The 25,635-nt window shown below is 61.5% G+C and carries 25 protein-coding genes; 12 read left to right on the forward strand and 13 right to left on the reverse strand.

Going from position 1 to position 25,635, the window contains the following annotated elements:
- Positions 1–7: 7 nt before the first annotated feature.
- The 6 genes from B0W55_RS02035 to B0W55_RS02060 form a co-directional block, all read right to left on the reverse strand.
- Complete coding sequence (locus B0W55_RS02035) at positions 8–718, reverse strand: ABC transporter permease (RefSeq protein WP_077044367.1); 711 nt, start codon at positions 716–718, stop codon at positions 8–10.
- Positions 715–1,443 (reverse strand): ABC transporter permease, encoded by a 729-nt coding sequence (locus tag B0W55_RS02040; protein WP_077044368.1) that lies wholly within the window; start codon positions 1,441–1,443, stop codon positions 715–717. The genes B0W55_RS02035 and B0W55_RS02040 overlap by 4 nt, the downstream gene beginning before the upstream one ends.
- A 56-nt stretch (positions 1,444–1,499) precedes the next feature.
- Positions 1,500–2,282 carry a transporter substrate-binding domain-containing protein gene (locus tag B0W55_RS02045; RefSeq protein ID WP_077044369.1) on the reverse strand — a complete coding sequence of 261 codons (783 nt, stop codon included), beginning with the start codon at positions 2,280–2,282 and terminating at the stop codon, positions 1,500–1,502.
- 305 nt (positions 2,283–2,587) lie between these two features.
- Positions 2,588–4,276 carry an ATP-dependent DNA ligase gene (locus B0W55_RS02050; RefSeq protein ID WP_077044370.1) on the reverse strand — a complete coding sequence of 563 codons (1,689 nt, stop codon included), beginning with the start codon at positions 4,274–4,276 and terminating at the stop codon, positions 2,588–2,590.
- Positions 4,273–5,304 (reverse strand): ligase-associated DNA damage response exonuclease, encoded by a 1,032-nt coding sequence (locus tag B0W55_RS02055; RefSeq protein ID WP_077044371.1) that lies wholly within the window; start codon positions 5,302–5,304, stop codon positions 4,273–4,275. The genes B0W55_RS02050 and B0W55_RS02055 overlap by 4 nt, the downstream gene beginning before the upstream one ends.
- 198 nt (positions 5,305–5,502) lie before the next feature.
- A complete protein-coding gene (locus B0W55_RS02060; protein WP_077044372.1) occupies positions 5,503–7,953 on the reverse strand; it encodes a penicillin acylase family protein in 2,451 nt (816 codons plus the stop codon).
- 146 nt (positions 7,954–8,099) lie between these two features.
- On the opposite strand from B0W55_RS02060, the gene B0W55_RS02065 reads away from it, so the two are divergent.
- Positions 8,100–8,651 carry a cysteine hydrolase family protein gene (locus tag B0W55_RS02065; protein WP_077044373.1) on the forward strand — a complete coding sequence of 184 codons (552 nt, stop codon included), beginning with the start codon at positions 8,100–8,102 and terminating at the stop codon, positions 8,649–8,651.
- Positions 8,652–8,835: 184 nt separating this feature from the next.
- Here B0W55_RS02065 and B0W55_RS02075 read toward each other — a convergent pair whose 3' ends face one another.
- From B0W55_RS02075 to B0W55_RS02090, 4 genes are read right to left on the reverse strand one after another with little or no spacing between them, the layout of a single operon-like run.
- Positions 8,836–9,036, reverse strand: coding sequence for an SEC-C metal-binding domain-containing protein (locus B0W55_RS02075; protein ID WP_034146774.1), 201 nt, complete (start codon positions 9,034–9,036; stop codon positions 8,836–8,838).
- 5 nt (positions 9,037–9,041) lie between these two features.
- Positions 9,042–9,527: an LEA type 2 family protein gene (locus tag B0W55_RS02080; RefSeq protein ID WP_077044375.1), complete on the reverse strand. Its 486-nt coding sequence runs from the start codon at positions 9,525–9,527 to the stop codon at positions 9,042–9,044.
- Positions 9,528–9,579: 52 nt separating this feature from the next.
- Positions 9,580–10,056 (reverse strand): YchJ family protein, encoded by a 477-nt coding sequence (locus B0W55_RS02085; RefSeq protein WP_077044376.1) that lies wholly within the window; start codon positions 10,054–10,056, stop codon positions 9,580–9,582.
- A gap of 4 nt (positions 10,057–10,060) precedes the next feature.
- On the reverse strand, positions 10,061–10,558 hold the full coding sequence (locus B0W55_RS02090; RefSeq protein ID WP_077044377.1) for a DUF6231 family protein: 498 nt from the start codon (positions 10,556–10,558) through the stop codon (positions 10,061–10,063).
- 190 nt (positions 10,559–10,748) lie between these two features.
- Between B0W55_RS02090 and B0W55_RS02095 the strand changes: the two genes are divergently transcribed.
- The 4 genes from B0W55_RS02095 (at position 10,749) to B0W55_RS02110 (ending at position 13,430) form a co-directional block, all read left to right on the forward strand.
- Positions 10,749–11,444: an OmpA family protein gene (locus B0W55_RS02095; RefSeq protein ID WP_077044378.1), complete on the forward strand. Its 696-nt coding sequence runs from the start codon at positions 10,749–10,751 to the stop codon at positions 11,442–11,444.
- An 89-nt stretch (positions 11,445–11,533) separates the two neighbouring features.
- Positions 11,534–12,253: an OmpA family protein gene (locus B0W55_RS02100; protein ID WP_077044379.1), complete on the forward strand. Its 720-nt coding sequence runs from the start codon at positions 11,534–11,536 to the stop codon at positions 12,251–12,253.
- Positions 12,254–12,400: 147 nt separating this feature from the next.
- Positions 12,401–12,679, forward strand: coding sequence for a DUF1145 domain-containing protein (locus B0W55_RS02105; RefSeq protein WP_077044380.1), 279 nt, complete (start codon positions 12,401–12,403; stop codon positions 12,677–12,679).
- A complete protein-coding gene (locus B0W55_RS02110) occupies positions 12,672–13,430 on the forward strand; it encodes a collagen-like triple helix repeat-containing protein (protein ID WP_077044381.1) in 759 nt (252 codons plus the stop codon). Before B0W55_RS02105 ends, B0W55_RS02110 begins: the two co-directional genes overlap by 8 nt.
- A gap of 122 nt (positions 13,431–13,552) precedes the next feature.
- On the opposite strand, the gene B0W55_RS02115 is transcribed toward B0W55_RS02110, so the two are convergent.
- A complete protein-coding gene (locus B0W55_RS02115) occupies positions 13,553–14,017 on the reverse strand; it encodes a CopD family protein (RefSeq protein WP_077044382.1) in 465 nt (154 codons plus the stop codon).
- Positions 14,018–14,116: 99 nt separating this feature from the next.
- On the opposite strand from B0W55_RS02115, the gene dinG reads away from it, so the two are divergent.
- From dinG to pdxH, 5 genes are all read left to right on the forward strand, one after another.
- Positions 14,117–16,261: an ATP-dependent DNA helicase DinG gene (dinG, locus tag B0W55_RS02120; protein ID WP_077044383.1), complete on the forward strand. Its 2,145-nt coding sequence runs from the start codon at positions 14,117–14,119 to the stop codon at positions 16,259–16,261.
- A 95-nt stretch (positions 16,262–16,356) separates the two neighbouring features.
- On the forward strand, positions 16,357–18,855 hold the full coding sequence (locus tag B0W55_RS02125; protein ID WP_077044384.1) for a beta-galactosidase: 2,499 nt from the start codon (positions 16,357–16,359) through the stop codon (positions 18,853–18,855).
- A 169-nt stretch (positions 18,856–19,024) separates the two neighbouring features.
- A complete protein-coding gene (locus B0W55_RS02130) occupies positions 19,025–20,170 on the forward strand; it encodes a serine hydrolase domain-containing protein (protein WP_077044385.1) in 1,146 nt (381 codons plus the stop codon).
- Between the two features lie 113 nt (positions 20,171–20,283).
- A complete protein-coding gene (locus B0W55_RS02135) occupies positions 20,284–21,375 on the forward strand; it encodes an OmpA family protein (protein WP_077044386.1) in 1,092 nt (363 codons plus the stop codon).
- 24 nt (positions 21,376–21,399) lie between these two features.
- Positions 21,400–22,047 carry a pyridoxamine 5'-phosphate oxidase gene (gene pdxH, locus B0W55_RS02140; RefSeq protein ID WP_077044387.1) on the forward strand — a complete coding sequence of 216 codons (648 nt, stop codon included), beginning with the start codon at positions 21,400–21,402 and terminating at the stop codon, positions 22,045–22,047.
- A 5-nt stretch (positions 22,048–22,052) separates the two neighbouring features.
- Here pdxH and B0W55_RS02145 read toward each other — a convergent pair whose 3' ends face one another.
- Positions 22,053–22,289 (reverse strand): hypothetical protein, encoded by a 237-nt coding sequence (locus B0W55_RS02145; RefSeq protein WP_077044388.1) that lies wholly within the window; start codon positions 22,287–22,289, stop codon positions 22,053–22,055.
- A 164-nt stretch (positions 22,290–22,453) separates the two neighbouring features.
- Here B0W55_RS02145 and B0W55_RS02150 point away from each other — a divergent pair, with 164 nt between their 5' ends.
- Complete coding sequence (locus tag B0W55_RS02150) at positions 22,454–22,918, forward strand: glycine zipper 2TM domain-containing protein (protein WP_077044389.1); 465 nt, start codon at positions 22,454–22,456, stop codon at positions 22,916–22,918.
- 121 nt (positions 22,919–23,039) lie between these two features.
- On the opposite strand, the gene nhaA is transcribed toward B0W55_RS02150, so the two are convergent.
- A complete protein-coding gene (nhaA, locus tag B0W55_RS02155; RefSeq protein ID WP_077044390.1) occupies positions 23,040–24,224 on the reverse strand; it encodes a Na+/H+ antiporter NhaA in 1,185 nt (394 codons plus the stop codon).
- Between the two features lie 238 nt (positions 24,225–24,462).
- Between nhaA and B0W55_RS02160 the strand changes: the two genes are divergently transcribed.
- Entirely contained in the window at positions 24,463–25,557 is a 1,095-nt protein-coding gene (locus B0W55_RS02160; RefSeq protein WP_077044391.1) for a PLP-dependent cysteine synthase family protein, read from the forward strand.
- The last annotated feature ends 78 nt before the right edge of the window (positions 25,558–25,635 follow it).

Below are 25,635 nucleotides of genomic sequence, written 5' to 3' on the forward strand. Positions count from 1 at the left end.
AAGGGTCTCAGTGGGACGGCCCGAGGAAGGCCAGCCATCGACGTTCGGCGAGACGGAACAGGCCGACCAGCGCAAAGGTGACGGTCAGGTAGATCAGCGCGGCGATGCCGAACGACTGGAAGGTCAGGAAGGTCGCCGAGTTGGCGTCCCGCGCGACTTTCAGGATGTCGGGGATGGTCGCGGTGAACGCCACGGTGGTCGAGTGCAGCATCAGGATCACCTCGTTGCTGTAGTACGGCAACGAGCGACGCAGTGCCGACGGCATGATCACGTAGGCATACAGCTTCCAGCCGGTCAGGCCATAGGCCTTGGCCGCTTCGACTTCACCGTGGGCCATGCTGCGGATCGCCCCGGCGAAAATCTCCGTGGTGTAGGCACAGGTGTTCAGGGCGAACGCCAGGATGGTGCAGTTCATCGCATCGCGGAAGAAACTGTCCAACACCGGCTGCGCGCGCACGGCGGCCAGGCTGTAGATCCCGGTGTAGCAGATCAGCAGCTGGATATACAGCGGCGTGCCACGGAACAGGTAGGTGTAGAACTGCACCGGCCAGCGAACGTAGAAACGGGGCGACACCCGGGCGATGGACAGCGGAATCGAAACGATGAAACCGAAGAAGATCGAAGCGCTGAGCAGCCACAGGGTCATGGCCAGGCCAGTGATGTTCTGGCCGTCGGTGTAGAGGAAGGCTTTCCAGTATTCCTGCAAGAGTTCGATCATCGCACGGCCTCCCGTGTACCGGCGGCGTAGCGGCGTTCAAGCCAGCGCAGAATGAAGTTGGAAGCACTGGTGATCACCAGATAGATCAGGGCGGCGAGGACCAGGAAGTAGAACAGTTGATAGCTGCTCTTGCCGGCGTCCTGCGCGGCCTTGACCAGGTCGGCCAGGCCGATGATCGAGACCAGCGCGGTGGCCTTGAGCATCACCATCCAGTTGTTGCCGATACCCGGCAGGGCGTAGCGCATCATCTGTGGGAACACCACGATGCGAAAGCGCTGGCCGCGTTTCAATCCATAGGCAGTGGCTGCTTCGACCTGACCGCGCGGCACGGCGAGGATCGCGCCGCGGAAGGTTTCGGTGAAGTACGCGCCGTAAATGAAACCCAGGGTCAGCACACCGGCGCTGAACGGGTTGATCTCGATGTATTCCCATTCCATGTAGTCGGTGAACGACGTCAGCCAGGTTTGCAGGCTGTAGAAAATCAGCAGCATCAGCACCAGGTCCGGCACCCCGCGAATCAGCGTGGTGTAGCACTGGGCAGGCAGGCGCACCAGTTTGACTTTAGACAGTTTGGCACTGGCGCCGAGCAGGCCGAGCAAGACGGCCACCAGTAGCGACATCGCCGATAATTTGATGGTCATCCAGGTGCCTTCCATCAGCAACGGGCCGAAACCCTTGAGGCTGAAGGCAGAGAGCCCCAGATTTTGGAGGAGGTTTTCAAACATAAATCAGCAACCTGATCGGAAGAGAAAAGCGCCCATCGCGAGATGGGCGCCTGGCATTATTTGCCGCTGTACAGATTCAGATCGCCAAAGTGTTTCTTCTGGATGGTGGCGTAGGTGCCATCATCGTGTAACGCTTTGATACCTTTATCCAAAAGTGCTTTCAGCTCGGTGTTACCTTTCTTAATGCCGATCGCGGTTTTGGCTGGCAGCAGTTCGTTGTCGACTGGCTTGCTGACGTCATAGTCGGCGCCCTGTGGCGACTTCAAAAAGCCCAGTTCGGCTTGCAGCATGTCCTGGATACCCGCGTCGAGACGGCCGGAAGTCAGGTCGGAGTACACCTGGTCCTGGTTCTGATAGGCCTGGGTTTTCACGCCAGCCTTGTCCAGAACGGCTTTGGCATAGGCTTCCTGGATGGTGCCTTGTTCGTAGCCGACAGTCTTGCCTTTGAGCGAAGCGACGTCTGCGGTGATGCCCGAACCTTTTTTCGACACGTAGGCGGTTGGGCCCGAGAACAGTTCGCTGGAGAAGTCGATCACTTTTTCGCGGGCCGGGGTAACGGTCATCGAAGAGATCACGCCGTCGAACTTGTTGGCCTTGAGGCCGGGAATCATGCCGTCGAAATCGCTTTCGACCCATTTGCACTTGACCTTCAGTTCGGCGCAGATGGCGTTGCCCAAGTCGATGTCGAAGCCTACCAGGCTGCCGTCGGCCGCTTTGGACTCGAACGGTGCATAGGAAGGGTCAACCCCGAAACGCAATTCCTTGTACTCCTTGGCCAGCGCGGAGCCAGCAGCCACGCACAACGCCAGTGCAGAAAGGGTCAGCAATGCTTTTTTCATTATTCAATCCCTAAGAACCAATATGAGCGCTTGTGGCGCAGAATTATTGTTACTGGTAAGCGTAAGCCCTAATGAAAGTAGCAATTTCCGAACCAGAGTGCCGAACAAGCGTTTAAAAGGTGTTCAGGAAATTGCCGGATGCGATTAGTGCACGAAACCGGGCGCCGTGCAAAGCCTGCACTTTTTTGGATCGAAAAACAGTGTGGACGGGGGAAGGGGACCCAGGCGAGCGGAGAATCTCCTTACCACTGTAATCAGCCCAGCCAAAGAAGCCAGGCCAGGTACAGGGCAGGTACAGGGCAGGTTCAAGCCAGTAAGTCCTGCAGCGTTGCCAGATGATCAGCCTCTTCCACGGTTTTGTCCTGCCGCCAGCGCAACATTCGCGGAAAGCGCACCGCGATCCCGCTCTTGTGCCGCTTGGACAGGGCGATCCCCTCGAACCCCAACTCAAACACCAGACTGGGTTTGACGCTGATCACCGGGCCGAACTTTTCCACCGTGGTCTTGCGCACGATATTGTCGACTTTGCGCATTTCTTCATCGGTCAGCCCCGAGTAAGCCTTGGCGAAGGGCACCAGCGTGCGTTCGCTGGCATCGGGCGGACCGTCCCACACGGCGAAGGTGTAGTCGCTGTACAGACTGGCCCGGCGCCCGTGGCCCCGTTGCGCATAAATCAACACCGCGTCAACGCTGAACGGGTCGACTTTCCACTTCCACCAGACTCCCACGTCCTTGGTCCGGCCCACCCCGTACATCGCATCCCGCGCCTTGAGCATCATGCCCTCGACCCCGAGCTGGCGCGACGCTTCCCGTTGCCGGGCGAGATCGTGCCAGTCTTCGCCGATCAGCAAGGGAGAAGCGAGCAGCACTGGATGATTGCTCTGGGCGATCAGTTGCTCCAGTTGGGCGCGTCGTCGGGATTGCGGCTGGTTGCGCCAGTCCTCGCCCTGCCATTCCAGCAAGTCGTAGGCGAGCAGCACCACCGGCACCTCGCTGAGGATTTTCTTGCTCAGGGTCTTGCGGCCGATCCGCTGCTGCAACAGGGCGAAGGGTTGCACCGCAGGCGCAGCAGCCGATTGCGGGTCGAAAGCATCTTCGGTGTGGGGCTGATCGGCTTTCCAGACCACGATTTCGCCATCGATCACCGTGCCGTCGGGCAAACAATGAATCAGGGCTTCCAGTTCCGGAAAACGCTCGGTCACCAACTCTTCGCCGCGCGACCAGATCCACAGTCGCCCGTCACGCTTGACCACCTGGGCGCGGATGCCGTCCCACTTCCACTCGATCTGCCAATTGCTGGCCGGGCCGAGCAAGGCTTCGAATTGCTCCACCGGTTGCGACAGGGCATGGGCGAGAAAAAACGGGTAGGGCTGCCCGCCGCGCTGGGCGTGCTCATCGGAGGATTCGGCCGCGATCAACTTCAAGTAGCTGGCCGCATTGGGGCGGTTGGACAGATCGGTGTAGCCCACCAGCCGCTGGGCCACGCGCTTGCTGTCCAGGTGAGCCATGGACGCCAAGGCCCGGGTTACCAGCAATTTCGAAACCCCGACGCGGAAGCTGCCAGTGATCAACTTGATGCACAGCATCAGGCTGGCGCGGTCCAGCTGCGACCAGAGCGCGGGCAAGCGCTCGGCCAGCACTTCGGGGGATTCGCCACGCAGGGGCAACAGTTTGTCTTCGATCCACATCGCCAGGCCGTCGGTGGAGGTGTGGTCGGCTTCGGGCAGTACTAGCGAGATGGTCTCCGCCAAATCGCCCACGGCCTGATAGCTCTCTTCGAACAACCACTCCGACAGCCCCGAATACGCCATGGCCAATTCACGCAGTACCCGCACCGGCACCAGTTGCCGGGGCCGCCCGCCGGATAAAAAGTACACCGCCCAGGCGGCATCCTCCGGCGCGGCCTGGGCGAAGTAGCGTTGCATCGCTGCCAGTTTGGCGTTGCTCGAGGTGGTGGCATCGAGCTCGCCGTACAACTCGGCGAACGCTTTCATGACAGCGACCCGGTGAATTCGATTTCGCCCGTCGGTTCTTCTTCATCGTCGCCGTATTCGGTAGTGAAGCCCTGAGCATCCAGACCTTTTTCCCGCAAGTGGCGCACCAGCACGGCAACGGAACCGTGGGTGACCATCACCCGTTCGGCACCGGTCTGTTCGATGGCCCACAAAAGCCCCGGCCAGTCCGCATGATCAGAGAGCACAAAGCCACGGTCCACACCGCGCCGCCGTCGGGTGCCACGCAGCCGCATCCAGCCACTGGCAAATGCGTCGCTGTAGTCGCCGAAGCGGCGCATCCAGGTGCTGCCACCGGCCGAGGGCGGGGCGATGACCAGTGCCTTGCGCATCAACGGGTCGCTTTTTTTGAGGTCGCCGGCATAGATCGTTGGTGGTATGTAGACGCCGCTTTCGCGATAGACCCGGTTCAGCGGCTCGACCGCGCCATGGGTCAGGATCGGACCGAGGCTGGCGTCGATGCCGTGGAGGATCCGCTGGGCCTTGCCGAAGGAGTAGCAGAACAGCACGCTGGCCTTGTCTTCGGCGGCGTTGGCCTGCCACCACTGATTGATCTCGGCAAACACCTGCGCCTGGGGCTGCCAACGGTAGATCGGCAGGCCGAAGGTCGACTCGGTGATGAAGGTGTCGCAGCGCACCGGTTCGAACGGCGCGCAGGTGCCGTCGGGTTCGATTTTGTAGTCGCCGGACGCCACCCAGACTTCGCCGCCGTATTCCAACCGCACCTGGGCCGAACCGAGGACATGGCCGGCGGGATGGAAGCTCAAGGTGACGCCTTGGTGCAGCAGGCGCTCGCCATAGGCCAGGGTTTGCAGGTTGATGTCCTGGCCGAGTCGCGAACGCAGAATCCCTTCGCCGGGAGCCGCCGCCAGGTAGTGCTGGTTGCCGGTGCGCGCATGGTCGCCGTGGGCGTGGGTGATGACCGCCCGCTCGACCGGGCGCCACGGGTCGATATAGAAATCGCCGGCGGGGCAGTACAAACCTTCGGGACGCGCGATGACAAGGTCCACGGTGTGATCCAGGTGGAGGGACTTGTTAACTGAGAGGCGGGCGCGGGGAGAGAAGTTCTATCGGGATTTGCAAGGTGATCGCCAAACAAGTGTGGGAGCGGGCTTGCTCGCGAAAGCGGTGTGACAGTCACCATCAACATCGACTGTTACAGCGCTTTCGCGAGCAAGCCCGCTCCCACATTGGGTTTGCGGTGGTCGTTATTTGCCCGGCGTCAGAGTCAAGCGCTTCGTTCCGTACACCTTGTCAAAGTTCTGCGTCTGCATCGGCAGGCTCATGTATTGCCCCTTGAGCCATGGGTCGATGCTGTTCAGGTAGTTAGGGCTGGCGGGGTTGCCGGATTGGCCGGTGCCTAGCTGGGCCGTCAGCGGCTCGGCCTGGGCGAAGTCGACGATAAAGCGCATGGCCGGTACCAGCGTCGTATTGAAGTCCTGGCCCCAGGCGAACGCGGCGGTGTTGAGCGTGGTGCCATCACCACCGGCCGGCAGCGGGCCGCGCACGGTCTGGCCACTGCTGTTCTTCCATTCATAGCGGTGCAATTTGCCCCACTGCCAGGCGCTGCGACTGCCACCCAATTGACTGTCGCCGGCGCTGATTGCCGCGGCCAGGCTGCGGGCGAGGATCGCCGGTTTGTCTTCTTTAGCCGGGGTACGCAGGTCATCCCAGAACGGGCTGTCTTCGCGGCCCAGCAGGTGATCAGCCTGGGCGGCGTAGGACAGCTTGCCGTTGGCGATGAAAGCTTTCCACGCCGGGCTGCTTTCCGGGCCCAGTTCGTCGAGGAAAATCTGCTTGCTGCTCTCTTGCAGGAACAGCTCGTAGATCGCCGCATCGGCGGAGGTCGCGCTGAGTTTGCCGTCGAACGCCATCAATCGGGTCAACGCCTCGCGTGCCTTGTCGCGATCGGCCGCCGGCAAGGCGTCGATGGCCTGCTTGAGCGGCTGCGCCATGCCTGGGGCCTGGAACATTTTCTTCAGTTTGGCGGCGAAGGTGGTGGTCTGGTCGTATTGCATGGCGATCACACTGCGGCCGTCATGTTTGCCCGCGCCGGCCAGTTCTGCCAGGCGCTCGCCGCGCTCCGGTGCCGACCAGGAGTTGGACAGCTGCATGCCGTAGCCGTGGGGAATGACCCGCTGGTTGGCGGTGCCGAGCCAGCCTTGTGCCGGGTCCTGATCGTAGGGGTGCAGCATCGGGTCGGCGTAACCGTCCCAGTCGTAACGACCGTCCCAGCCCGGCGAGGGCAGCAGGCCTTCGCCTTCGCGGCGGTTCGGGTAGCGGCCGGTGACCTGCCAGCCGATGTTGCTGGCGTCGGCGAACACCAGGTTCAGGGCGATGGCGCGGATCTCGCGGCTGGCGTCCGAGGCTCTCTCGACGTTCTGCGCCCGGGACAGGTCGAAGAACGCGTCCAGGGTTTTGTCATCGGTGAAGCTCGGGGTCTGCAGGGCCAGGCCGAAACCGCTGCCCTGGGCCAGGCCTTGGGCGCTGTTCAGCAATGGGCCATGCCGGGTTTCGTACACCGCTTCGCGAATCGGCCGCTGGCCTTTGACGAAATAGGTTTCGTTGCGCACGGTCGCCGGCTGCCACTTGCCGTTGGTTTCGTAGGCCAGGCCATTGCCCTGGCGTTTGATTTTTTCCAGGAACAGGTCCTGGTTGTCACCCATGACGCTGGTCATGCTCCACGCCACTTTGCCGTTGAAGCCGCCCAACACCATCGGCAAACCGGCAAGGGTCACGCCGGATGCCTGATATTTCGTGGTGCGGATCTGTACAACGGTGAACAACGACGGCACGCCCATCGGTCCATGGCTGTCGCTGGCCAGCAGGCTTTTACCGCTGCGGCTGCGTTGCGGGGCGATGGCCCAGTTGTTCGACGAGGTGGCGCCCAGCAGATTCAATTCGGACAACTGGCTGGTGGCTTTGCTGATGTCCGCCAGGCCCGGCACTTGGCCAGTGAGCTTGATGCCTTGCAGTTTTTCGCTTTCGGCCAGCGGCAGTTTTTCATCCGGGGCGGACGGGGTCAGCCACGGCAGTTTGTCGGTGCTGACGGTCTGGGCGAGCACCAGCGAGGAAATTTCTTCCGGCAGGTTGGCTGACTGACTGAAGTTCAACAGGCAGAACATCAGCGCCGAATCTTCCGGCTGCCAGTATTCAGGCTTGTAGCCCGTGGCGGCGAGGTCCGCCGGCAGTTTGTCGCGGTAGCGGAACAGGTAAGCGTTGACCCCGCGGGCATAGACCTCGAAGAAGCGCTTGAGGCGCGGCGAAGATGCCTTGTACAGCTCGGCGGCGCTTTTCTTGAGGTTGACGGCGCGCATGTAGCGGTCGGCGTCGAGCACGTCCGCACCCTGCATCTCGGCAAGGCGCCCCTGGGCCAGCAGGCGCAGGGTGGCCATCTGCGTGATGCGGTCACTGGCGTGCACATAGCCGAGGGTGAACAGCGCGTCGTGGAAACTGCTGCTTTCGATCAACGGCATGCCCATGGCATTGCGTCGCACCGACACATTCTGCGCCAGGCCCTTGAGTGGCTGCACGCCTGTGACGGGCGGCAGGGTGTCCTGGGCATTGAAGGTTTGACAACCGGTCAGGCTCAAAACCCCCGCCACTGCTGCGGCAACGCCGAACCGGGGTAGAAAATGTGTAAGGGCTGGCGAGGCCATGGCAAAGCTCCTGCGGGGGTGGTGGCGCAATAAAGTCGCTACGTTAGTGAGCAGGCGATGGGCGCGCAAGCGGGGGACGAGGTTATTTCAGGAATTGTCTGATAACTTGCGAGGATCGCACTTTTGGGTCGTGGAGAAACGCTGACATGGAACTGGCGCCAAACGCAGCGCTGATCATCATCGATCAACAAAAAGGCATCCTGCATCCACGCCTCGGTCGCCGGAACAATCCCCAGGCCGAGGCGCGCATGCTTGAACTCTTGGGCCATTGGCGGCGCAGCGGGCGGCCGATCATCCACGTTCAGCATTTGTCGCGCTCGGAGGATTCGGTGTTCTGGCCGCAGCAGGCCGGGGTGGAGTTCCAGGAGCGATTCCAGCCACAGCCTGGCGAGCATCTGATTCAGAAGCAGGTGCCGGATGCGTTCTGTTCCACGGGGCTGGAGGCGTACTTGCGCAAGGCGGGCATCGAGCAGTTGATCATCGTCGGCGTGGCGACGCACAACTCGGTGGAGTCCACGGCCCGAACGGCGGGCAATCTGGGGTTTGAGACCTGGGTGGCGGAAGACGCCTGCTTTACCTTCGACAAGGCAGACTTTTTTGGCACTGCCCGTTCAGCCGAGGACGTGCATGGGATGTCGTTGGGGAATCTGCATGGGGAGTATGCGACGGTGGTCAGCTGCGCACAGATCCTTTTGTAGGCGCGAACTTGCTCGCGATGGTCGTTAACGATAACGCGGGTATTCTGGTTTCCCGCGGAGCTTGCGGGGGCTTCGCGAGCAAGCTCGCTCCTACAGGTTTTTATGTCATGTCCGTAAACCAATGTGGGAGCGGGCTTGCTCGCGAAAGCAGGCTAACAGGCGAAGAACATGTTCGCCCGCCGCCTCACGCGCCGTGGCACTTCTTGAATTTCTTGCCGTTGCCACATGGGCAAGGGTCGTTGCGGCCGACGTCTTTCAGGGCATTGCGCACCGGTTCCTGGTGAGCGTGGCCGCAGTTCGGGCCGTGGACATGGCCATGGTCGTGATCATGGTGGTCATGATCGTGGTTGCAGTCTGGGCCATGGACATGGGGTTGCTGGGTCATGGGGGTTACTCCGGAATTAGATCGGCGGCGATTATCACGCCATTACGAGCCAGGTGCACGTAGTGGGCGATGAATAAACCGGTTTCCATCTCGCCCTCCAGTCGATAGGGGATGCCCTCCCTGTTGTTTTTCAGCTGTTTGATCAAGCCTTTGAGCTGAGGCCACAGGTTGGTGCGAATCGGTACTTTATAGAAGCGACTGCTCTTGGGGTTCACGGTGACCCAATGTTCATGCTCACCTTCGGCCAGCAGGATGCCGCCCAGATGAATGCGGTAGTCCAGGCCGCGCACGGTCAGTTCACTGTCATTGCGGTTATCGATGCGAAAATGCAGAACGAACCGCTGTTCCATCAACTTGGCCCGCACCACTTCGACCTTGACCAGATGCACTTCGGGGTCTGGCTCATCGCCGCTGAACCAGGACGCACAACCGCCGAGCCCCAGGCAAAGGGCCAGGGGGAGCAGGCAGTGTGCGAGTCGCCGGGTGATCATGGTCGTTCTTCTCCCTTGAACCTGTAGCAGCCTTCGGCCGCTGCCGGGCAACTCAACCGCCGAAATACCCCGAACAGCACTTCTTGAATTTTTGCCCGCTGGCGCAAGGGCAGGCATCGTTGCGTCCGACATCGAGTGGCACGGTGGGGTCGATGAAGTACCAGCGCCCGGTGCTCTGCACGAACGAAGAGCGCTCGCGATGACTGTGTTCGCCGCTGCCGTCATGCCAGCGCGCGGTAAAGGTGACGAAGGCATGCTCCGGCTGACCGCCCAGGACTTCCGAGCTTTCCACCTCAAGGCCCAGCCAGGTGCTCTGGGCGCTCCAGTCGCTGATCGACTGGCGATCCAGGCCGCTCTGTTGGGCGGGGAGGGTGGTCGCCACCAGATAATCGATCAGCCCCAGCACATAAGCGCTGTAGCGCGAGCGCATCAAGGCTTCGGCACAGGGCGCCGGGTGGCCGGCATGGTAATGGCCGCAGCAGGCATCGAGCAGGGTGCCGCTGCCGCAAGGGCAAATGGATGTACTCATTGCGTTACCACCAATATTTCCCGAAGTTTTCCGGATTGGCCCAGAACCGCGAATTGAGCCAGTCGGGGACTTGCTTGTAGTCAAGCAGATCGTAGGTAAACAGGGTCAGCACCTGTTCATCACGCTGGAAGCGTTCACTGGCTTGCAGGGCCAGGGAGAAAAAGTCGGTTTCCTGCCAGCCGCTGGCCGGCAAGTCAGCCAGGACCGCAATGCGGCTGGCGTTGAGGTTGCGTATGCCTCCCAGCAAATTCAGGCCATCGCGCTTGGGCAAATGTTCCAGGCAATCGACCACCAGCGCCAGATCGAACCGGCGCGCCGCCAGTTCGGTGGGTAACGACCCTGGCGCCGCGTGCGCCACGCTGCTGTCCGGGTGCGCAAGCTTGAAGGCTTCCAGTGCCGGAAACTCGCTGGCGCCAATCAGCAACAGGCGCGAAGGCGCATAGCGATCCAGCAGAGCGGCCAGTGCCTGTTGGGGAGTGCGCGAAGAAAAACCTGCAATCATTGAAAATCCTCACTCAGATCTGCCAAGACTAGCCTGCCCACAGGTTCGAGCCTAGAGCGGGTTTGCCGCAAAAGTGACGATCTCCCGTGAACACGGGATAAAACTGCACTGGCCTAATGCTGGCGGAGATCAAAACTCCGGTCTTTACTCCGTGAATCGGTTCTAAGCCGATCCTTAAGGAGAAAACTAGATGAGCATAGTTCGGACAGCATTACCCCTGGTTCTGCTAACCAGTGTGTTGACTGGTTGCGCAGGTTTGCAGAAAACCGACTGGCCGACCTGTGCGGCGGTCGGAGGTGTCGTGGGTGCGGGCCTCGGTGCGACCGAGAGTTCGTCATGGGCAGGGTGGGGGGCGCTGGTTGTCGGCGGTACGGCGGCGGCCTATTGCTGGGTTCACGGTGATGGCGACGAAGACGGCGACGGTGTGCCGGATAGCCGCGACAAGTGCCCTGGCACGCCTAGAGGCGTGAAAGTCGACGCTGACGGTTGCCCGCCACCAGCGCCTGCTCCTGTGGCTGAAGAGGTTGTGGTGGTCAAGGAAGAAACCATCGTGATCCGCGATGTGCACTTCCAGTTCGACAAAGCGACGCTCACGTCGAGCGATAAACTGGTGCTCGACAAGATTGCCACGCGTTTGAAAGCAGAAGCCCCGACTGCTCAGTTGAGCGTTACCGGTCATACCGACAGTGTGGGCAGCGATACCTACAACCAGAAACTGTCGGATAAACGCGCTCACTCGGTGGTTGAGTACCTCATCCAGCAAGGCGTGCCGCGCAGTAACTTCGTTTCTGTGACCGGTGCCGGTGAAAGCCAGCCAGTGGCCGATAACAAAACCGCCGACGGCCGCGCGCAAAACCGTCGCACGGAAATCAAAATCCAGCGCTAGCTCCCTCGCATCCGCGGCTTGTGCAGTCGCGGATGCGGGTCTTTACTCCTGTGTAACCGGTATGGGCCGGTGACACGGGAGCTTCTAATATGAGCAAACTCACACGGACCGTCTTGCCGGTTCTGCTGATGGGCAGCCTGTTGACCGGTTGCGCTACTCACAGCGATGGCACTGCCCCTCTCAATCAACGTACCTGGCCGATTTGCAGCGTCATTGGCGGACTGGTCGGCGGAGGCCTGGGCGCTATCGAAAGTGGCGGATGGGCGGCCGGTGGAGCGGCGCTCGGCATCCTGACCGGTGGTTTGATCTGTTACGCCCAGGACGGTGATGAAGATGGCGACGGCGTGTTCGATCGACGCGATCGCTGCCCTGACACACCGGCCAACACCCCTGTGGAACATCATGGTTGCCCGCTGCCGCAATACCCGGCCAGCGTGAAACCGGCCGAACCTGTGCAGGCCGAAGTCATTACCTTGAGTGATGCCGGTGATGTGCTGTTTGCCTTCAACCAGTCCGATCTGACCCCCGCGGCGCAAAGCCAGCTCGATTCGATCATGGGCAAGTTGCAGGATCCGAGCGTCACCAGCATCAAGGTGATCGGGCACACTGACAGTGTGGGTTCCGATGCCTACAACCAGGGGCTTTCGGAACGACGCGCCAGCAGCGTTGCGCAGTACTTGCTCAGTCAAGGCGTGGCCCCGAGCAAACTGACCAGCCAGGGCATGGGTGAAAGTCAACCGGTGGCCGACAACGAAACAGATGAAGGTCGCGCGAAAAACCGCCGCGTGGAGCTGCACATCAATCGTTAACCCCTAAGCCAGAGCCGTCGGGCGAGGATGACCTCCGTTCGGCGGCCGTTCGGCGATCTTCATCAAGATTTTTTGTTTGCCCTCTGGCTTATCCCGCGTGGAAGCCGTTACTGTGCGCGCAAACAATAATTCTCATCGGGGGAGCGTATGAAGGTGCTATGGGGGCTGGGGAAGCTGTTGACCCTGCTGTTCTGGTTGGTGGTACTGGCTAATCTGCTCACGCCGTTTGTCCTTCCGCTGCACATGCTGGTCAATGTGGCCGGCGGCCTGTTGGGAATCCTCCATCTTCTTGAAGCGCTGCTGTGCTATCGCAGCCTGAGAGGTCGCGCCCATCCGTGGCTCGATCGCCTGAAGATCATCCTGTTTGGCGTTTTCCATCTGCAAACCATCCCGGCTATCACCGCACCGAAGGCTTCCCATGCGTAAACTCTGTCTGCTCGCCGTACTCATCAGTCCATTGGCCTGTGCCCAGGTGGTGAACGTCGAACCCAACTCGCTGATGCGTCTGCCCAACACCGCCAGCACGTTGCAGCTCGAACGCCTGGAAGTGGCCGACTATGGCACCTTGTTGATCCCTTCAAACGTAACCGAGCTCACCGTGGGGGAATTGCATCTGGGCCGTGAGGCGCGGATCGCGATCGTGCCCGGTGAGCAGCCGCTTGAAGTGAAAGTCAGCCGTGCCGAGTTGTCCGAGGGCAGCCAAATCACCGCGCGCGGTGCGCCAGGTACATATCAGAAGGCGGCGCGCTCGGGGCGTAATCTGAATTTGATGATCAAGGCGCTGAACGCACCTCAGTTACAGGTGGACGCGCGCGGTGGCGCGGGTGCGCCAGGCTTTGTCGGGCTGGATGGCGCCAACGGTCAGGCGCCGGGGTGTACATGGGGGCAGGCCGGTCGCGGTGCCGATGGCAGCAACGGCAGTGATGGTCAGCCAGGGGCCCCGGGTGCCCTGGTCAAACTGGCCGTACCGCACGATTATCCGGCAGAGCAGATCAAGGTACAGGTCGCCGGTGGTGCCGGTGGCGTGGCCGGGCCTGGCGGCAAACCGGGTGCGGGCGGTAAAGCCAAGGGCTGCATTATCTACAAGGCCGATGGCGGCAAGAGCGGCAAGCCGGGAGTCGACGGCCAACCGGGCCCTGCGGGCGCGCCGGGATCAGTGCTTGTGCAGCGACTGTAAGATCACTGGATAACCCTGTGGCGAGGGAGCTTGCTCCCGTCTGGCTGCGCAGCAGCCGTTTTGGGGCCGCTTCGCGACCCAGCGGGAGCAAGCTCCCTCGCCACAAGGTGGGTATGAAATGCTTAAAACGTCGGCCGTACCGATGCGATCGCCACCACCACCAATCCCACCATCAGGTTAATCCCCACCAGCCGCCGAATCCGCCCCAGCACCGCAGCCCCCACCGGCCAATCCTGTGCCTGCACGGCAGTACGCAACTCCGGCAGCATCAACGCCTGAATGCGGATGAACAACGCCGTCATCACCACATACAACCCCATCATCACCTGCACGTAGCGCGGTGCGTTTTCAAATCCGGTGAAGTGCAGATTCAGCATGACCACGCCGCTGACCGGCAACAACACCACCGCGCCCCATACCCAGCGAAAAAAGCCTTGAAACACTTCTACCCAGAGCTTGAGTCGCGCAGGTCCTTCAAGGGCCCTGATGGCCGCAGGACGCAAGACCATCCAGGCGAAAAACATGCCGCCCACCCACACCAGCGCGGCGAGGAGATGCAGGCTATAAACAAGGCTGAAAGCGGTCATTCGGATACTCCGTTCTGCGCGGGATTAATTAGCGGGGTATGATAGCCGCCGAACCGAACCACTGAAAATTTATCCAGCGTTTTTAGCGCCCGACATTCCATGATCAGCACTGAACTCAAAAACACGATCCAGGGCGCCTATTCGCGTTTTCTCGAAGCCAAGAGCCTCAAGCCGCGCTACGGTCAACGCTTGATGATCGCCGAAATTGCCAAGGTCCTCGGGGATATCGACACCGACGACGAAGGCCGGCGCAGTGGCGACCCCGCGGTTGTCGCGGTGGAAGCCGGCACCGGTACCGGCAAGACGGTGGCCTACAGCCTGGCCGCGATCCCGACCGCCAAGGCCGCCGGCAAACGCCTGGTGATCGCCACGGCCACCGTGGCCTTGCAGGAACAGATCGTCTACAAGGATCTGCCCGACCTGATGCGCAACAGCGGGCTGAATTTCAGCTTCGCCCTGGCCAAGGGCCGCGGGCGCTACATGTGCCTGTCCAAGCTCGACATGTTGCTCCAGGAAGGCCACGCACAAACCGCCACCGCGCAATTGTTCGAAGAAGAAGGCTTCAAGATCGAGGTCGATGAGGCCAGCCAGAAGCTGTTTACCAGCATGATCGAAAAACTCGCCGGCAATAAATGGGACGGCGACCGCGACAGTTGGTCCACCGCCCTGGAAGACGCCGACTGGGCGCGCCTGACCACCGATCACAGCCAGTGCACCAACCGCCATTGCCCCAACTTCGGCCAGTGCGCCTTCTACAAGGCCCGCGAAGGCATGGGCAAGGTCGATGTGATCGTCACCAACCACGACATGGTCCTGGCCGACCTGGCCCTGGGCGGCGGCGCTGTGCTGCCGGACCCGCGCGACACTATCTATGTATTCGACGAAGGCCATCACCTGCCGGACAAGGCCATCGGCCACTTCGCCCATTACACCCGCCTGCGTTCCACCGCCGACTGGCTGGAAACCACCGCCAAGAATCTCACCAAGTTGCTGGCCCAGCATCCCTTGCCCGGGGACCTGGGCAAGCTGATCGAGCAGGTGCCGGAGCTGGCGCGGGAGATCAAGACCCAGCAGCAATTCATGTTCACCGCGTGCGAGCAGATCGCCGATTTCAAACCCGGCGAAGACGTCGAAGGCCGCGAGCGCCCGCGTCATCGCTTCGTCGGTGGGGTGATCCCCGAGCACATGCGCGAAATGGGCATCGAACTCAAAAAAGGCTTCTCCCGCCTGACCGACCTGTTCACCCGGCTCACCGATCTGCTCAAGGAAGGCATGGATGGCGAGGTCAACATCGGTATTGCCAGCAACCAGGCCGAAGAGTGGTACCCGCTGTTCGGCAGCCTGTTGTCCCGTGCTTCCGGCAACTGGGAGCTGTGGACCGCGTTCACCGTCGAAGACCCGGAAGACAACCCGCCCATGGCGCGCTGGCTGACCCTGGCCGAAAGCGGCTCGCTGTTCGACATCGAGGTCAATGCCAGCCCGATCCTCGCGGCGGAGATGCTGCGTCGCAACCTGTGGAACGTGGCCTACGGTGCCTTGGTGACCTCGGCGACCTTGACCGCGCTGGGCACCTTCGACCGCTTCCGCATGCGCGCCGGCCTGCCGAAAAAAGCCGTGACCGCCGTGGTGCCAAGCCCGTTCCACCACGCCGACGCCGGTGTGCTTCGGGTGCCGAACCTCAACGCCGATCCCCGCGACGCGGCGGCACACACCGCAGCGATCATTCGGGACTTGCCGGATCTGGTCGAAGGCTCGCGGGGCACGCTGGTGCTGTTCTCCTCGCGCAAACAGATGCAGGACGTGTTCGACGGCCTGGACCGCGACTGGCGCAAGCAGGTGTTCATTCAAGGCAACCTGTCGAAACAGGAAACCCTGAACAAGCACAAGGCGCGGGTCGATGGCGGGGATTCGAGCGTGTTGTTCGGCCTGGCGAGTTTCGCCGAGGGTGTGGACTTGCCGGGCGCCTACTGCGAGCACGTGGTCATCGCCAAGATTCCGTTTTCGGTGCCCGACGACCCGGTCGAAGCGGCGCTGGCCGAGTGGATCGAAGCCCGGGGCGGCAATCCGTTCATGGAAATCTCCGTGCCCGACGCCTCGTTGAAGCTGGTCCAGGCCTGCGGCCGTTTGCTGCGTACAGAAGAAGACCGCGGCACCATCACCTTGCTCGATCGGCGCCTGGTTACCCAGCGCTATGGCAAGGCGATCCTCAATGCATTGCCTCCTTTCAGGCGTGAAATTTCCTGATACACCGGTGGGTAAATCTGCCCACCGCGTTGTCTATCTCTCTACCATCGCTTTTCCACTGGCCCCTGTGGCTCGTTAGGGAGAATTCCGTTCTCATGATTCGCCGTTCGCTGCCTGCCGTTTTTGCCCTGATCTTCGCCGCCCCCTTGCTGGCGGCGCCCGCCGGTCCACAGACACTGTTCAACTTTGTACGCCCTGCCGATGTGGTGAAGGTGGCGACCGAGAACGCCGATCTGCCCCAGGCCAACGCCGAACAGACCCCCGAAGGCGAAGTGCTGCGCCGGGTGACTTTCAATCCCGTGGCCCGCCCGACCTTGCGTCTGACCCCGCAAACCGGTGCCTGGGACTGGTCGCAGTCCGGCATGATGAGCCTGCGCATCCAGAGCGCCATGAACTGGGCAATCACACTCCATGTGCAAATTCAGAGCAATGACGGCAAGACGCTGATCAGCCGCGTCGACCTGCCGCCGGGGCCTGCGCAGACCTTGCTGGTGCCGCTGGTCGCGACCTCCCCGCTGAGCCAGGGCATGAAGGCCGGCCCGCCGATGCCGGTCACGGTCGAGGGGCAGCGTGTCTTGCTGGCCAGCAGCACCGGGGAACTGGATCGCAGCCAGGTGGTGTCGGTCAGTCTGTCGATGGATCAACCCAAAGCGGCGCAAAGTATTCTGCTGGAGCGCTTTGGCGTAGATGACGGCGAAGCGGTCACCAAAGCCGTTTACGGCAATCTGGTGGACAGTTACGGCCAGTCGACCCGGGCCAAGTGGCCGGAAAAAATCGCCAGCGATGAACAGCTCAAGTCCGCGGCTGCCAAGGAACAGCAACAACTGAAGACCTGGCTGGCCGAGCACCAGAAAGCACCGCTGGACAAATTCGGTGGCTGGACCCAGGGCCCGACGTTCAAGGCCAGCGGTTTTTTCCGCAGCGAAAAGCGCGACGGCCGCTGGTACCTGGTCACGCCGCTGGGGCATCCGTTCTATTCGCTGGGGGTCAACACTGTCGCGCCGGACGTCAACCAGACGTATGTCGCCGGTCGTGAAGGGATGTTCGAGTCCTTGCCCAAGCCTGATGAGCCCTTGGCCAATCATTTCGGTGAGGGCGACAACCGTGGCGGCAATGGCGTCGATCAGGGCCGCGCCTTCAATGCCGGGCGCTGGTATGACTTCTATGGCGCCAACCTGCAACGTCTGTACGGCGACCCTTGCGTGCCGGGCAGCGATACCAAGGCTGGGGTTGCCGAAGCGGCCAAGGCTGGCGCGGTGCAAGCGACAGCCGAAAAAGCAACGCAGGCGCCAGTGGTGCCTGTGACAGCGCAATCCGGTGTCGCCGAGGCTGCCCAGGCTGATGCCGAGCAAGCAACGGTGGTGAATGCGACAGAACCTGCACCCGCCGAGCCGTGCAAAGTGGCGTTCGACGCAAATCGCTGGACCGGTCAGACCCTCGATCGTCTGCAAGCCTGGGGCTTCAACACCCTGGGCAACTGGAGCGCGCCAGCCCTGGGCGATGCGCAGCGCGTCCCCTACACATTGCCGCTGTCTATCGTCGGTGATTACGCCAGCATCAGCACCGGCAGCGACTGGTGGGGCGGCATGCCCGACCCGTTCGACCCGCGTTTCGCCATGGCCACCGAGCGCGCCGTGGCCATCGCCGCCCGCGACCATCGCGACGATCCATGGCTGATCGGTTACTTCGCCGATAACGAGCTGGCCTGGGCCGGTCCCGGCGATGATCCGAAAGCCCGCTACGCGCTGGCCTACGGCACCCTGAAAATGACCACCGACGTGCCGGCCAAGCGCGCATTCCTCAAGCAGTTGCGTGACAAATATCGCAACCAGGAAGGCCTGTCCAAAGCCTGGGGCATCGAGCTGCCGGCCTGGGAGTTGATGGAAGATCCAGGTTTCGTACCGCCGCTGCCAAGCGCCGAACACCCGGAAATCGAAGCCGATTTCAAATATTTCCAGAAGGTCTTCGCCGACACCTACTTCAAAACCATTTCCGACTCGCTCAAGTGGCACGCGCCAAACCAGTTGTTGCTCGGTGGCCGCTTTGCCATCAGCACACCGGAAGCCGTCGAAAGCTGCGCCCAGTATTGCGACGTATTGAGCTTCAACCTGTACACCTTGCAACCCCAGGACGGCTACGATTTCGCCAAACTGCGCAGCCTCGACAAGCCGGTGCTGATCACTGAGTTCAACTTCGGCTCAAGCGATCGCGGCCCGTTCTGGGGCGGCGTGACGCCAGTGGCGAAAGAAGAAGACCGTGGCCCGGCCTACGCCAGCTTCCTCAAACAGGCGCTGAGCGAGCCTTCCATTGTCGGTGTGCACTGGTTCCAGTACCTCGACCAGCCTGTCACCGGGCGTTTGCTCGATGGCGAAAACGGCCACTTCGGGCTTGTGGGCATCACCGATCTGCCGTTCCAGGGCTTTGTCGACAGCGTGCGCAAGAGCAACCTGGCGGCCATCGATCAGTTGAGCAAGCAAGCGCAGAAGGCAAGTGCCGAGGCTGATAAAGACCATGGCACTGAAGGCGGCCGACAAGCCGAAGCCGGCAAGGCGCCGGGGAAGGGCGCAGGTGGGCACTCCGGCAAAGGCCACTGAGTGCTTATCCCTGTGTGTGACCCTGCTCGCGATGGCGTCCGTACCGGCAATAAACAATTGCGATCAGTTCCGAGACTGACCGACCGCCCAGCCCGGCCCTGTTCCCAAAACCCTCAAGGGCTGGAACAATGCGGGCCACTTTGTAGAGCGTTTAACCGGGGAGTTGCGGGTGCAGATTCAGGGTCATTACGAGCTTAAGTTCGAGGCAGTGCGCGAGGCATTCGCGGCGTTGTTCGACGATCCCCAGGAACGTGGCGCGGCGTTGTGCATCAAGGTCGGCGGCGAAACCGTGCTCGACCTGTGGGCCGGCACCGCCGATAAGGACGGCAGCGAGGCCTGGCACAGCGACACCATCGCCAACCTGTTCTCCTGCACCAAAACGTTCACTGCGGTGACGGCCTTGCAACTGGTGGCCGAAGGCAAGCTGCAACTGGACGCACCGGTTGCCCGGCTGTGGCCAGAATTCGCCGCCGCCGGCAAAGAATCCGTGACCCTGCGCCAATTGCTCTGCCATCAGGCCGGCCTGCCCGCATTGCGCGAACTGTTGGCCCCCGAAGCGCTGTACGAATGGCAAACCATGGTCGACGCCCTGGCCGCCGAAGCACCCTGGTGGACCCCGGGTGAAGGCCACGGTTATGCGGCGATCACCTATGGCTGGTTGATCGGCGAACTGCTGCGGCGCGCCGACGGTCGCGGGCCGGGCGAATCCATCGTCGCCCGGGTCGCCAAGCCTCTGGGGCTGGACTTTCATGTTGGCCTGGCCGATGAAGAATTCCATCGCGTGGCGCACATCGTCAGGGGCAAGGGCAACGCCGGTGACGCCGCGGCTCAGCGCCTGCTGCAAGCGACCATGCGCGAACCGACCGCCATGACGACTCGTGCCTTCACCAATCCGCCGTCGGTGCTGACCAGCACCAACAAGCCGCAATGGCGCCGTATGCAGCAACCGGCGGCCAACGGTCACGGCAACGCCCGCAGCCTGGCGGGATTCTACGCCGGACTGCTCGACGGCAGCCTGCTGGAAGCCGACATGCTTGAAGAACTGACCCGCGAACACAGCCTGGGCGAAGACAAGACGTTGTTGACCCGGACGCGTTTCGGTCTGGGTTGCATGCTCGATCAGCCGGACGTCCCTAACGCGACTTTCGGCCTTGGCCCGCGCGCTTTCGGACATCCGGGCGCGGGCGGTTCCATCGGTTTTGCTGATCCGGAGCACGATGTGGCTTTCGGATTTGTGACAAATACACTGGGGCCGTACGTCTTGATGGATCCGCGCGCGCAAACGCTTGTGCGGGTATTGGCCACTTGTCTGTAAATCCCGCTCGAGGGTTCCAGGTCCGGAACCCGAAAGCCTTTTCAGTTTCAAACCGTCTGTTTATGCGGGCCGTAACGGCCTGATTTTTTTGACTTCATTTTTGTGGATATCCAATGTCAACCAAACCAACCCTCGCCTTGGCACTGTGCTTCGCTATTACCGGTTGCGCACAGAATCCGAAAAATGATGCAGATGGCGGTAGCTGGTGGCCGTTCGGTTCCTCCGACAAAGTCGCGGCCAAAGAGCCGGCGCCGGCGCCCTTGAAGCCTGCCGCGACGGCCCCGGTGGCCAAGGCAGAAAGCTCCAGCCCTTGGTACTGGCCGTTTGGTTCCGAGGAAGTGCTGGATAAGAAACCGGAAATCAAACCTGAAGCCAAGCCTGTAGAAGTGGCCAAGGCGGACGCTGAGGCTGCCGGCAAGTGGTGGTGGCCGTTCGGCGGCAAAGAACAAACCACGGCCAAAGCCGTACCGATGCCAGATCCGAAAGTCACCCAGGCCTGGCTCGATGACTACGAACCGCGCCTGCGTACAGCCATCAAGGACAGCAACCTTCAACTCGAACGCCGTGAAAACGTGCTGGTGGTGACCGCCCCGGTGGAAGGCTCGTTCAACCCCGACCGTCCGGCCATGCTGCTGCCGGTCACCCTGGGGCCGTTCACCCGCGTGGCAAAAATCCTTGAAGTCGACCCGAAAACCGCCGTACTGGTGCTCGGCCATAGCGACACTTCGGGGGCGGCACCGGCCAACGTCAAGCTGAGCCAGGAACGTGCACAAGCCGTGGCAGCGATCTTCCGTCTCAGCGGCCTGCAGCGTGACCGCCTGATGTTGCGTGGCATGGGCGGTGAAGCTCCGCGTGCCGCCAATGACAGCGTTGAAGGCCGAGCCCTGAACCGTCGCGTTGAACTGCTGGTGACGCCACAGGACACCATGGTTGCCCTGTTGAGCAAGTACAACATGCCTGCTCCGGCGCCTGTGCGCATGGTTGCAGCCCAAGACGTCAAACCTGTGGCCAAGCCAGTGGCCCCGGCGCCTGCCGCCAAGAAAGCTGACGTGCCCGCCACGAAAAAAGCCCCGGCCAAGAAAGCCGCCGCAAAGGCTCCAGCCAAGAAGGCGACCGCCAAATCCGCTACGCCAGCGAAAAAGGTCGCACCGGCCAAAGCTTCCGCGGACACGAAGAAAGTCGCCGCCGATACCGCCAAGCAGTGATTCGTTAACCAAAAGGAATGCGCCATGACCAAGGCCCTGGCTGATATGCGCCGCGATTACACCCGTGATGGCTTGACCGAGGCGCAAGCCCCGGCCGAACCTTTCGCGCTGTTCCATCAGTGGTTCGCCGACGCGGTGAAAACCGAGCAGGCACCGGTCGAAGCCAACGCCATGACCTTGGCCACGGTCGATCAGGACGGTCGCCCGCATTGCCGCATCCTGCTGCTCAAGGGGCTGGACGCGCAGGGTTTTACCTTCTTCACCAACTATGACAGTGCCAAGGGCCAGCATCTGGCCGCGAAACCCTTCGCGGCCATGACCTTTTTCTGGCCGACCCTGGAGCGTCAGGTACGTATCGAAGGGCGGGTAGTGAAGGTGACGCCTGAAGAATCGGATGCTTATTATCAGGTTCGCCCGTTGGGCAGTCGTCTGGGCGCCTGGGCTTCACCGCAAAGCCGGGTGATTGCCAATCGCGCCGAACTCGAAGCGCTGCTCAAGGAGACCGAGCAGCGTTTCAGCGATAGCCAGCCACATTGCCCGCAACACTGGGGCGGTTATCGCCTGCTGCCGGAGCGCATCGAGTTCTGGCAGGGGCGTTCCAGTCGTCTGCACGATCGGCTGAATTATCGTCTGCAGGGTGCTGACTGGATTCTTGAACGCTTGGCACCTTAAGCAGTCTACCGATCGAGATAGCCTGTCGCAGCGGTCTTGAGCCATTGTGGCAGGTCTCGACGCTTGATCTTTTGTATTTGAGCGTTCGCCAGTTGCTGGAGCATGTACGCTTTTTTGCGTTCATCGTTGCCAGCCAGGGCCAACGCCAGATCGCGGTCCATCCAGCGTTTTATCCGCACGTACAGCCACCAGTGGAAATACAGACCGGCGGCAGTGGTGACGAAAATGATAAAGTAATCCATGAAAATCCTCGGCCAGGGGCGCAGGTCGCCGATTTTACCGCTACTGTGTGGGAATTCTGAGGCGCCTGTACCAGAACTGAATGAAACGATTTTTATCCGGGCGATGCCGTGACAGGCGTTTAGCTGCGGAGTTTAATGATTACCTGTCCTTTGGAGTTGATGCTATGCGTAAGTCTGTTCTGCTGGTTGCTTCCTTTTCCACGATGGCGATGTTGCTCACAGGCTGCCAATCGAGCCTGACCGGTGACTCCTATTCCCGTGACGAAGCGCGTCGCGTTCAGACCGTTCGCATGGGCACCATCGAAGCCTTGCGCCCGGTGAAAATCGAAGGCACCAAGACCCCGATCGGCGGCCTCGCCGGTGCAGCGGTCGGTGGCGTGGGTGGCAGCGCCATCGGTGGTGGTCGCGGCAGCATTGTCGCAGCCGTTATCGGCGCAGTCGCCGGTGGCCTGGCGGGCTCGGCGGCCGAAGAAGGCCTGACCCGTACCCAGGGTGTCGAAATCACCGTTCGCGAAGATGACGGCAGCACACGCGCCTACGTGCAGCAGGTCCAGGAAAACGAAGTGTTCCGCGTGGGTGAGCGTGTACGTATCGCCACCGTTGATGGTACGAGCCGCGTTACCCACTAAGCGGCAATAGCAAAAGAAAACCCCGATCAGGTGACTGGTCGGGGTTTTTTATTCTCTTGCCTGTCAGGCATGGCCTTGCAGGCCGGGGCCCGAGACTCGCACGCTGCGATCCGGGCAGGCGTCAGGAATCGATAGGTAACTTGCGACTCGCCATCGCCGTCACCGCATAACCGATCACTGCCGCCAATATCGAACCGGTCAAAATCCCCATCCGATCCATCCCGGCGTATTCACTGGCGCCCGGCACGAAGGCCAGAGAGCCGACGAACAGGCTCATGGTGAAACCGATGCCGCAGAGGATCGCCACGCCCAGCACCTGGCCCCAGTTGGCGCCTTGAGGCAGGGCGGCGATGCCGATTTTCACCGCCAGCCAGGTCAGGCCGAATACGCCAATGGTCTTGCCCAGCAACAGGCCCACCGCGATACCCATTGGCACGTGATGGGTGAAGCTTTCGACGGTCACACCGCTCAGCGACAGGCCGGCGTTGGCAAAGGCGAACAGTGGCAGGATCCCGAAGGCCACCCAGGGATGCAGGGCGTGTTCCAGGGTCAGCAGGGGAGAGGGTTCGGCGTTTTTCGTTCGCAGTGGGATGCAGAAGGCTAGGGTCACGCCCGCCAGTGTGGCGTGCACGCCGCTCTTGAGTACGCAGACCCAGAGGATCAGGCCGATGATCATGTACGGCCCGAGCTTGACCACCCCGAGGCGGTTCATGCCGATCAGTGCCGCGATGCAGGCGGCCGCCAACGCCAGCGACAGGGTCGACAGCGCGCCGGAGTAGAAGATCGCAATGATGATGATTGCGCCCAGGTCATCGATGATCGCCAGGGTCATCAGGAACAGCTTCAACGACACCGGAACCCGCTTGCCCAAGAGCGCCAGTACACCCAGGGCGAAGGCGATGTCGGTGGCGGTGGGAATGGCCCAGCCAGCCAGCGCGGCAGGGTTGTCGCGGTTGAGGAACCAGTAGATCAACGCCGGGACCACCATGCCGCCAATGGCCGCCGCACCGGGCAGGACAATTTGCGAGGGTTTGGACAGTTGTCCGTCGAGGACCTCGCGTTTCACTTCCAGGCCGATCAAGAGGAAAAACAGGGCCATCAGGCCGTCGTTGATCCACAGCAGCAGCGGCTTGGCGATTTTCAACGCACCGACCTGCGCCACCACGGGCGTGTCCAGCAAGCCGTTGTACAGCCACGACAGCGAGGAGTTGTTGATGATTAGAGCCAGAACGGCAGCGGCGATCAGTAACAGACCGCTGGCAGCTTCCAACTGAAAGAAACGCGTGAAAGTGCTACGCAGAGGCAAGGTCGCTCTCCATCTGTGGATTCAAAAGGTGTTACACCCTAACAATTACCGTTAGTTGTTAAAAGAATAGTTATATTCTTTTTTGTTATATGTCGTTACAGAACGGCCCGGCACCCTGGACCTGAGCCTAGCAGTTGCCGGGCGTATTGAACCCCAGCTGTACCTGTGCGCGATGCAGGTTTTTTCCTAAGCTTGATGATCGAGGCAGATTCCTGACCGATTCAACGAGAAAACCACCATGAGCGACAACCGACAGTGGGCCCGCGAAGCCATCCGGATCATCGAGGCCGACTTCCAGCGCAGCGCCGACACCCACCTGATTCCCCTGTCGCTGCCGGGTTTTCCGGGCATCGAGTTGTACTTCAAGGATGAATCCAGCCATCCCACCGGCAGCCTCAAGCACCGACTGGCGCGTTCTCTGTTTCTTTATGCGCTGTGCAACGGCTGGCTCAAGCCCGGTGCACCGGTGATCGAAGCTTCCAGCGGCTCGACGGCGATTTCCGAGGCCTACTTCGCCCGATTGCTGGGTGTGCCGTTCATTGCGGTCGTGCCGGCCAGTACGTCCAAGGAAAAAATCGCGCAGATCGCTTTCCATGGTGGCCAGACGCATCTGGTCAACGACCCGACGCAGATCTACGCCGAGTCCGAACGCCTGGCGCGCGAGCACGATGGGCACTTCATCGACCAGTTCACCTACGCCGAGCGCGCCACCGACTGGCGGGCGAACAACAACATCGCCGAGTCGATTTTCCAGCAGATGCGTTTCGAAAAGCATCCGGAGCCGAGCTGGCTGATTTCCAGCCCTGGCACCGGTGGTACGACCGCCACCCTGGGGCGCTACGTGCGTTACCGCCAGCATTCCACCCGCGTGTTGTGTGCTGACGCCGAGCGTTCGGTGTTCTTCGATTACTACCAGAGCGGCGATGCCAGCCTGCGCCTGGATCACGGCTCGCGCATCGAAGGCATTGGCCGGCCGCGGGTGGAGGCGTCGTTCCTGCCCAAGGTGATCGACGCGATGGTCAAGGTGCCCGACGCACTGTCGCTGGCGGCCATGCATTACCTGGCCGAGCGCCTGGGGCGGCATGTCGGTGGTTCGAGCGGAACCAACCTGATCGGTGCACTGATGGCGGCCCAGCAAATGGCGGCGGCGGGGGAAACGGGGTCGATCGTAGCGATCTTGTGCGACAGCGGCGAGCGTTATGCCACCACTTACTACGATCAGAAATGGCTCAAGGCCCAAGGGTATGAGTTGAGCGGGTTGATTGCCGTGGTAGCGGCCAGCGTGGAGCGGGGCGTGGCGCTGCCGGCCAGTGTGTTACGCGCCAATATCTGACACGCAACAGATCGTCTGTGGGAGCGGGCTTGCTCGCGAAAGCGGTGTATCAGTTACCGATAAGTCGACTGATACAGC

Origin of the sequence: Pseudomonas sp. KK4 (assembly GCF_001984065.1) — a bacterium.
Lineage (GTDB): Bacteria > Pseudomonadota > Gammaproteobacteria > Pseudomonadales > Pseudomonadaceae > Aquipseudomonas.

What these genes read in the sequence shown, in the direction of transcription:
- B0W55_RS02160 (WP_077044391.1), top strand. Translation starts at nt 24,463, where the DNA reads ATGAGCGACAACCGACAGTGGGCCCGCGAAGCCATCCGGATCATCGAG.
- B0W55_RS02090 (WP_077044377.1), bottom strand. Translation starts at nt 10,558, where the DNA reads ATGATTGCAGGTTTTTCTTCGCGCACTCCCCAACAGGCACTGGCCGCT.
- B0W55_RS02145 (WP_077044388.1), bottom strand. Translation starts at nt 22,289, where the DNA reads ATGGATTACTTTATCATTTTCGTCACCACTGCCGCCGGTCTGTATTTC.
- B0W55_RS02080 (WP_077044375.1), bottom strand. Translation starts at nt 9,527, where the DNA reads ATGATCACCCGGCGACTCGCACACTGCCTGCTCCCCCTGGCCCTTTGC.
- B0W55_RS02040 (WP_077044368.1), bottom strand. Translation starts at nt 1,443, where the DNA reads ATGTTTGAAAACCTCCTCCAAAATCTGGGGCTCTCTGCCTTCAGCCTC.
- B0W55_RS02065 (WP_077044373.1), top strand. Translation starts at nt 8,100, where the DNA reads ATGGAACTGGCGCCAAACGCAGCGCTGATCATCATCGATCAACAAAAA.
- B0W55_RS02105 (WP_077044380.1), top strand. Translation starts at nt 12,401, where the DNA reads ATGAAGGTGCTATGGGGGCTGGGGAAGCTGTTGACCCTGCTGTTCTGG.
- B0W55_RS02135 (WP_077044386.1), top strand. Translation starts at nt 20,284, where the DNA reads ATGTCAACCAAACCAACCCTCGCCTTGGCACTGTGCTTCGCTATTACC.
- pdxH (WP_077044387.1), top strand. Translation starts at nt 21,400, where the DNA reads ATGACCAAGGCCCTGGCTGATATGCGCCGCGATTACACCCGTGATGGC.
- B0W55_RS02150 (WP_077044389.1), top strand. Translation starts at nt 22,454, where the DNA reads ATGCGTAAGTCTGTTCTGCTGGTTGCTTCCTTTTCCACGATGGCGATG.
- B0W55_RS02050 (WP_077044370.1), bottom strand. Translation starts at nt 4,276, where the DNA reads ATGAAAGCGTTCGCCGAGTTGTACGGCGAGCTCGATGCCACCACCTCG.
- B0W55_RS02100 (WP_077044379.1), top strand. Translation starts at nt 11,534, where the DNA reads ATGAGCAAACTCACACGGACCGTCTTGCCGGTTCTGCTGATGGGCAGC.
- B0W55_RS02075 (WP_034146774.1), bottom strand. Translation starts at nt 9,036, where the DNA reads ATGACCCAGCAACCCCATGTCCATGGCCCAGACTGCAACCACGATCAT.
- B0W55_RS02045 (WP_077044369.1), bottom strand. Translation starts at nt 2,282, where the DNA reads ATGAAAAAAGCATTGCTGACCCTTTCTGCACTGGCGTTGTGCGTGGCT.
- B0W55_RS02110 (WP_077044381.1), top strand. Translation starts at nt 12,672, where the DNA reads ATGCGTAAACTCTGTCTGCTCGCCGTACTCATCAGTCCATTGGCCTGT.
- B0W55_RS02125 (WP_077044384.1), top strand. Translation starts at nt 16,357, where the DNA reads ATGATTCGCCGTTCGCTGCCTGCCGTTTTTGCCCTGATCTTCGCCGCC.
- B0W55_RS02095 (WP_077044378.1), top strand. Translation starts at nt 10,749, where the DNA reads ATGAGCATAGTTCGGACAGCATTACCCCTGGTTCTGCTAACCAGTGTG.
- B0W55_RS02085 (WP_077044376.1), bottom strand. Translation starts at nt 10,056, where the DNA reads ATGAGTACATCCATTTGCCCTTGCGGCAGCGGCACCCTGCTCGATGCC.
- dinG (WP_077044383.1), top strand. Translation starts at nt 14,117, where the DNA reads ATGATCAGCACTGAACTCAAAAACACGATCCAGGGCGCCTATTCGCGT.
- B0W55_RS02035 (WP_077044367.1), bottom strand. Translation starts at nt 718, where the DNA reads ATGATCGAACTCTTGCAGGAATACTGGAAAGCCTTCCTCTACACCGAC.
- B0W55_RS02060 (WP_077044372.1), bottom strand. Translation starts at nt 7,953, where the DNA reads ATGGCCTCGCCAGCCCTTACACATTTTCTACCCCGGTTCGGCGTTGCC.
- B0W55_RS02115 (WP_077044382.1), bottom strand. Translation starts at nt 14,017, where the DNA reads ATGACCGCTTTCAGCCTTGTTTATAGCCTGCATCTCCTCGCCGCGCTG.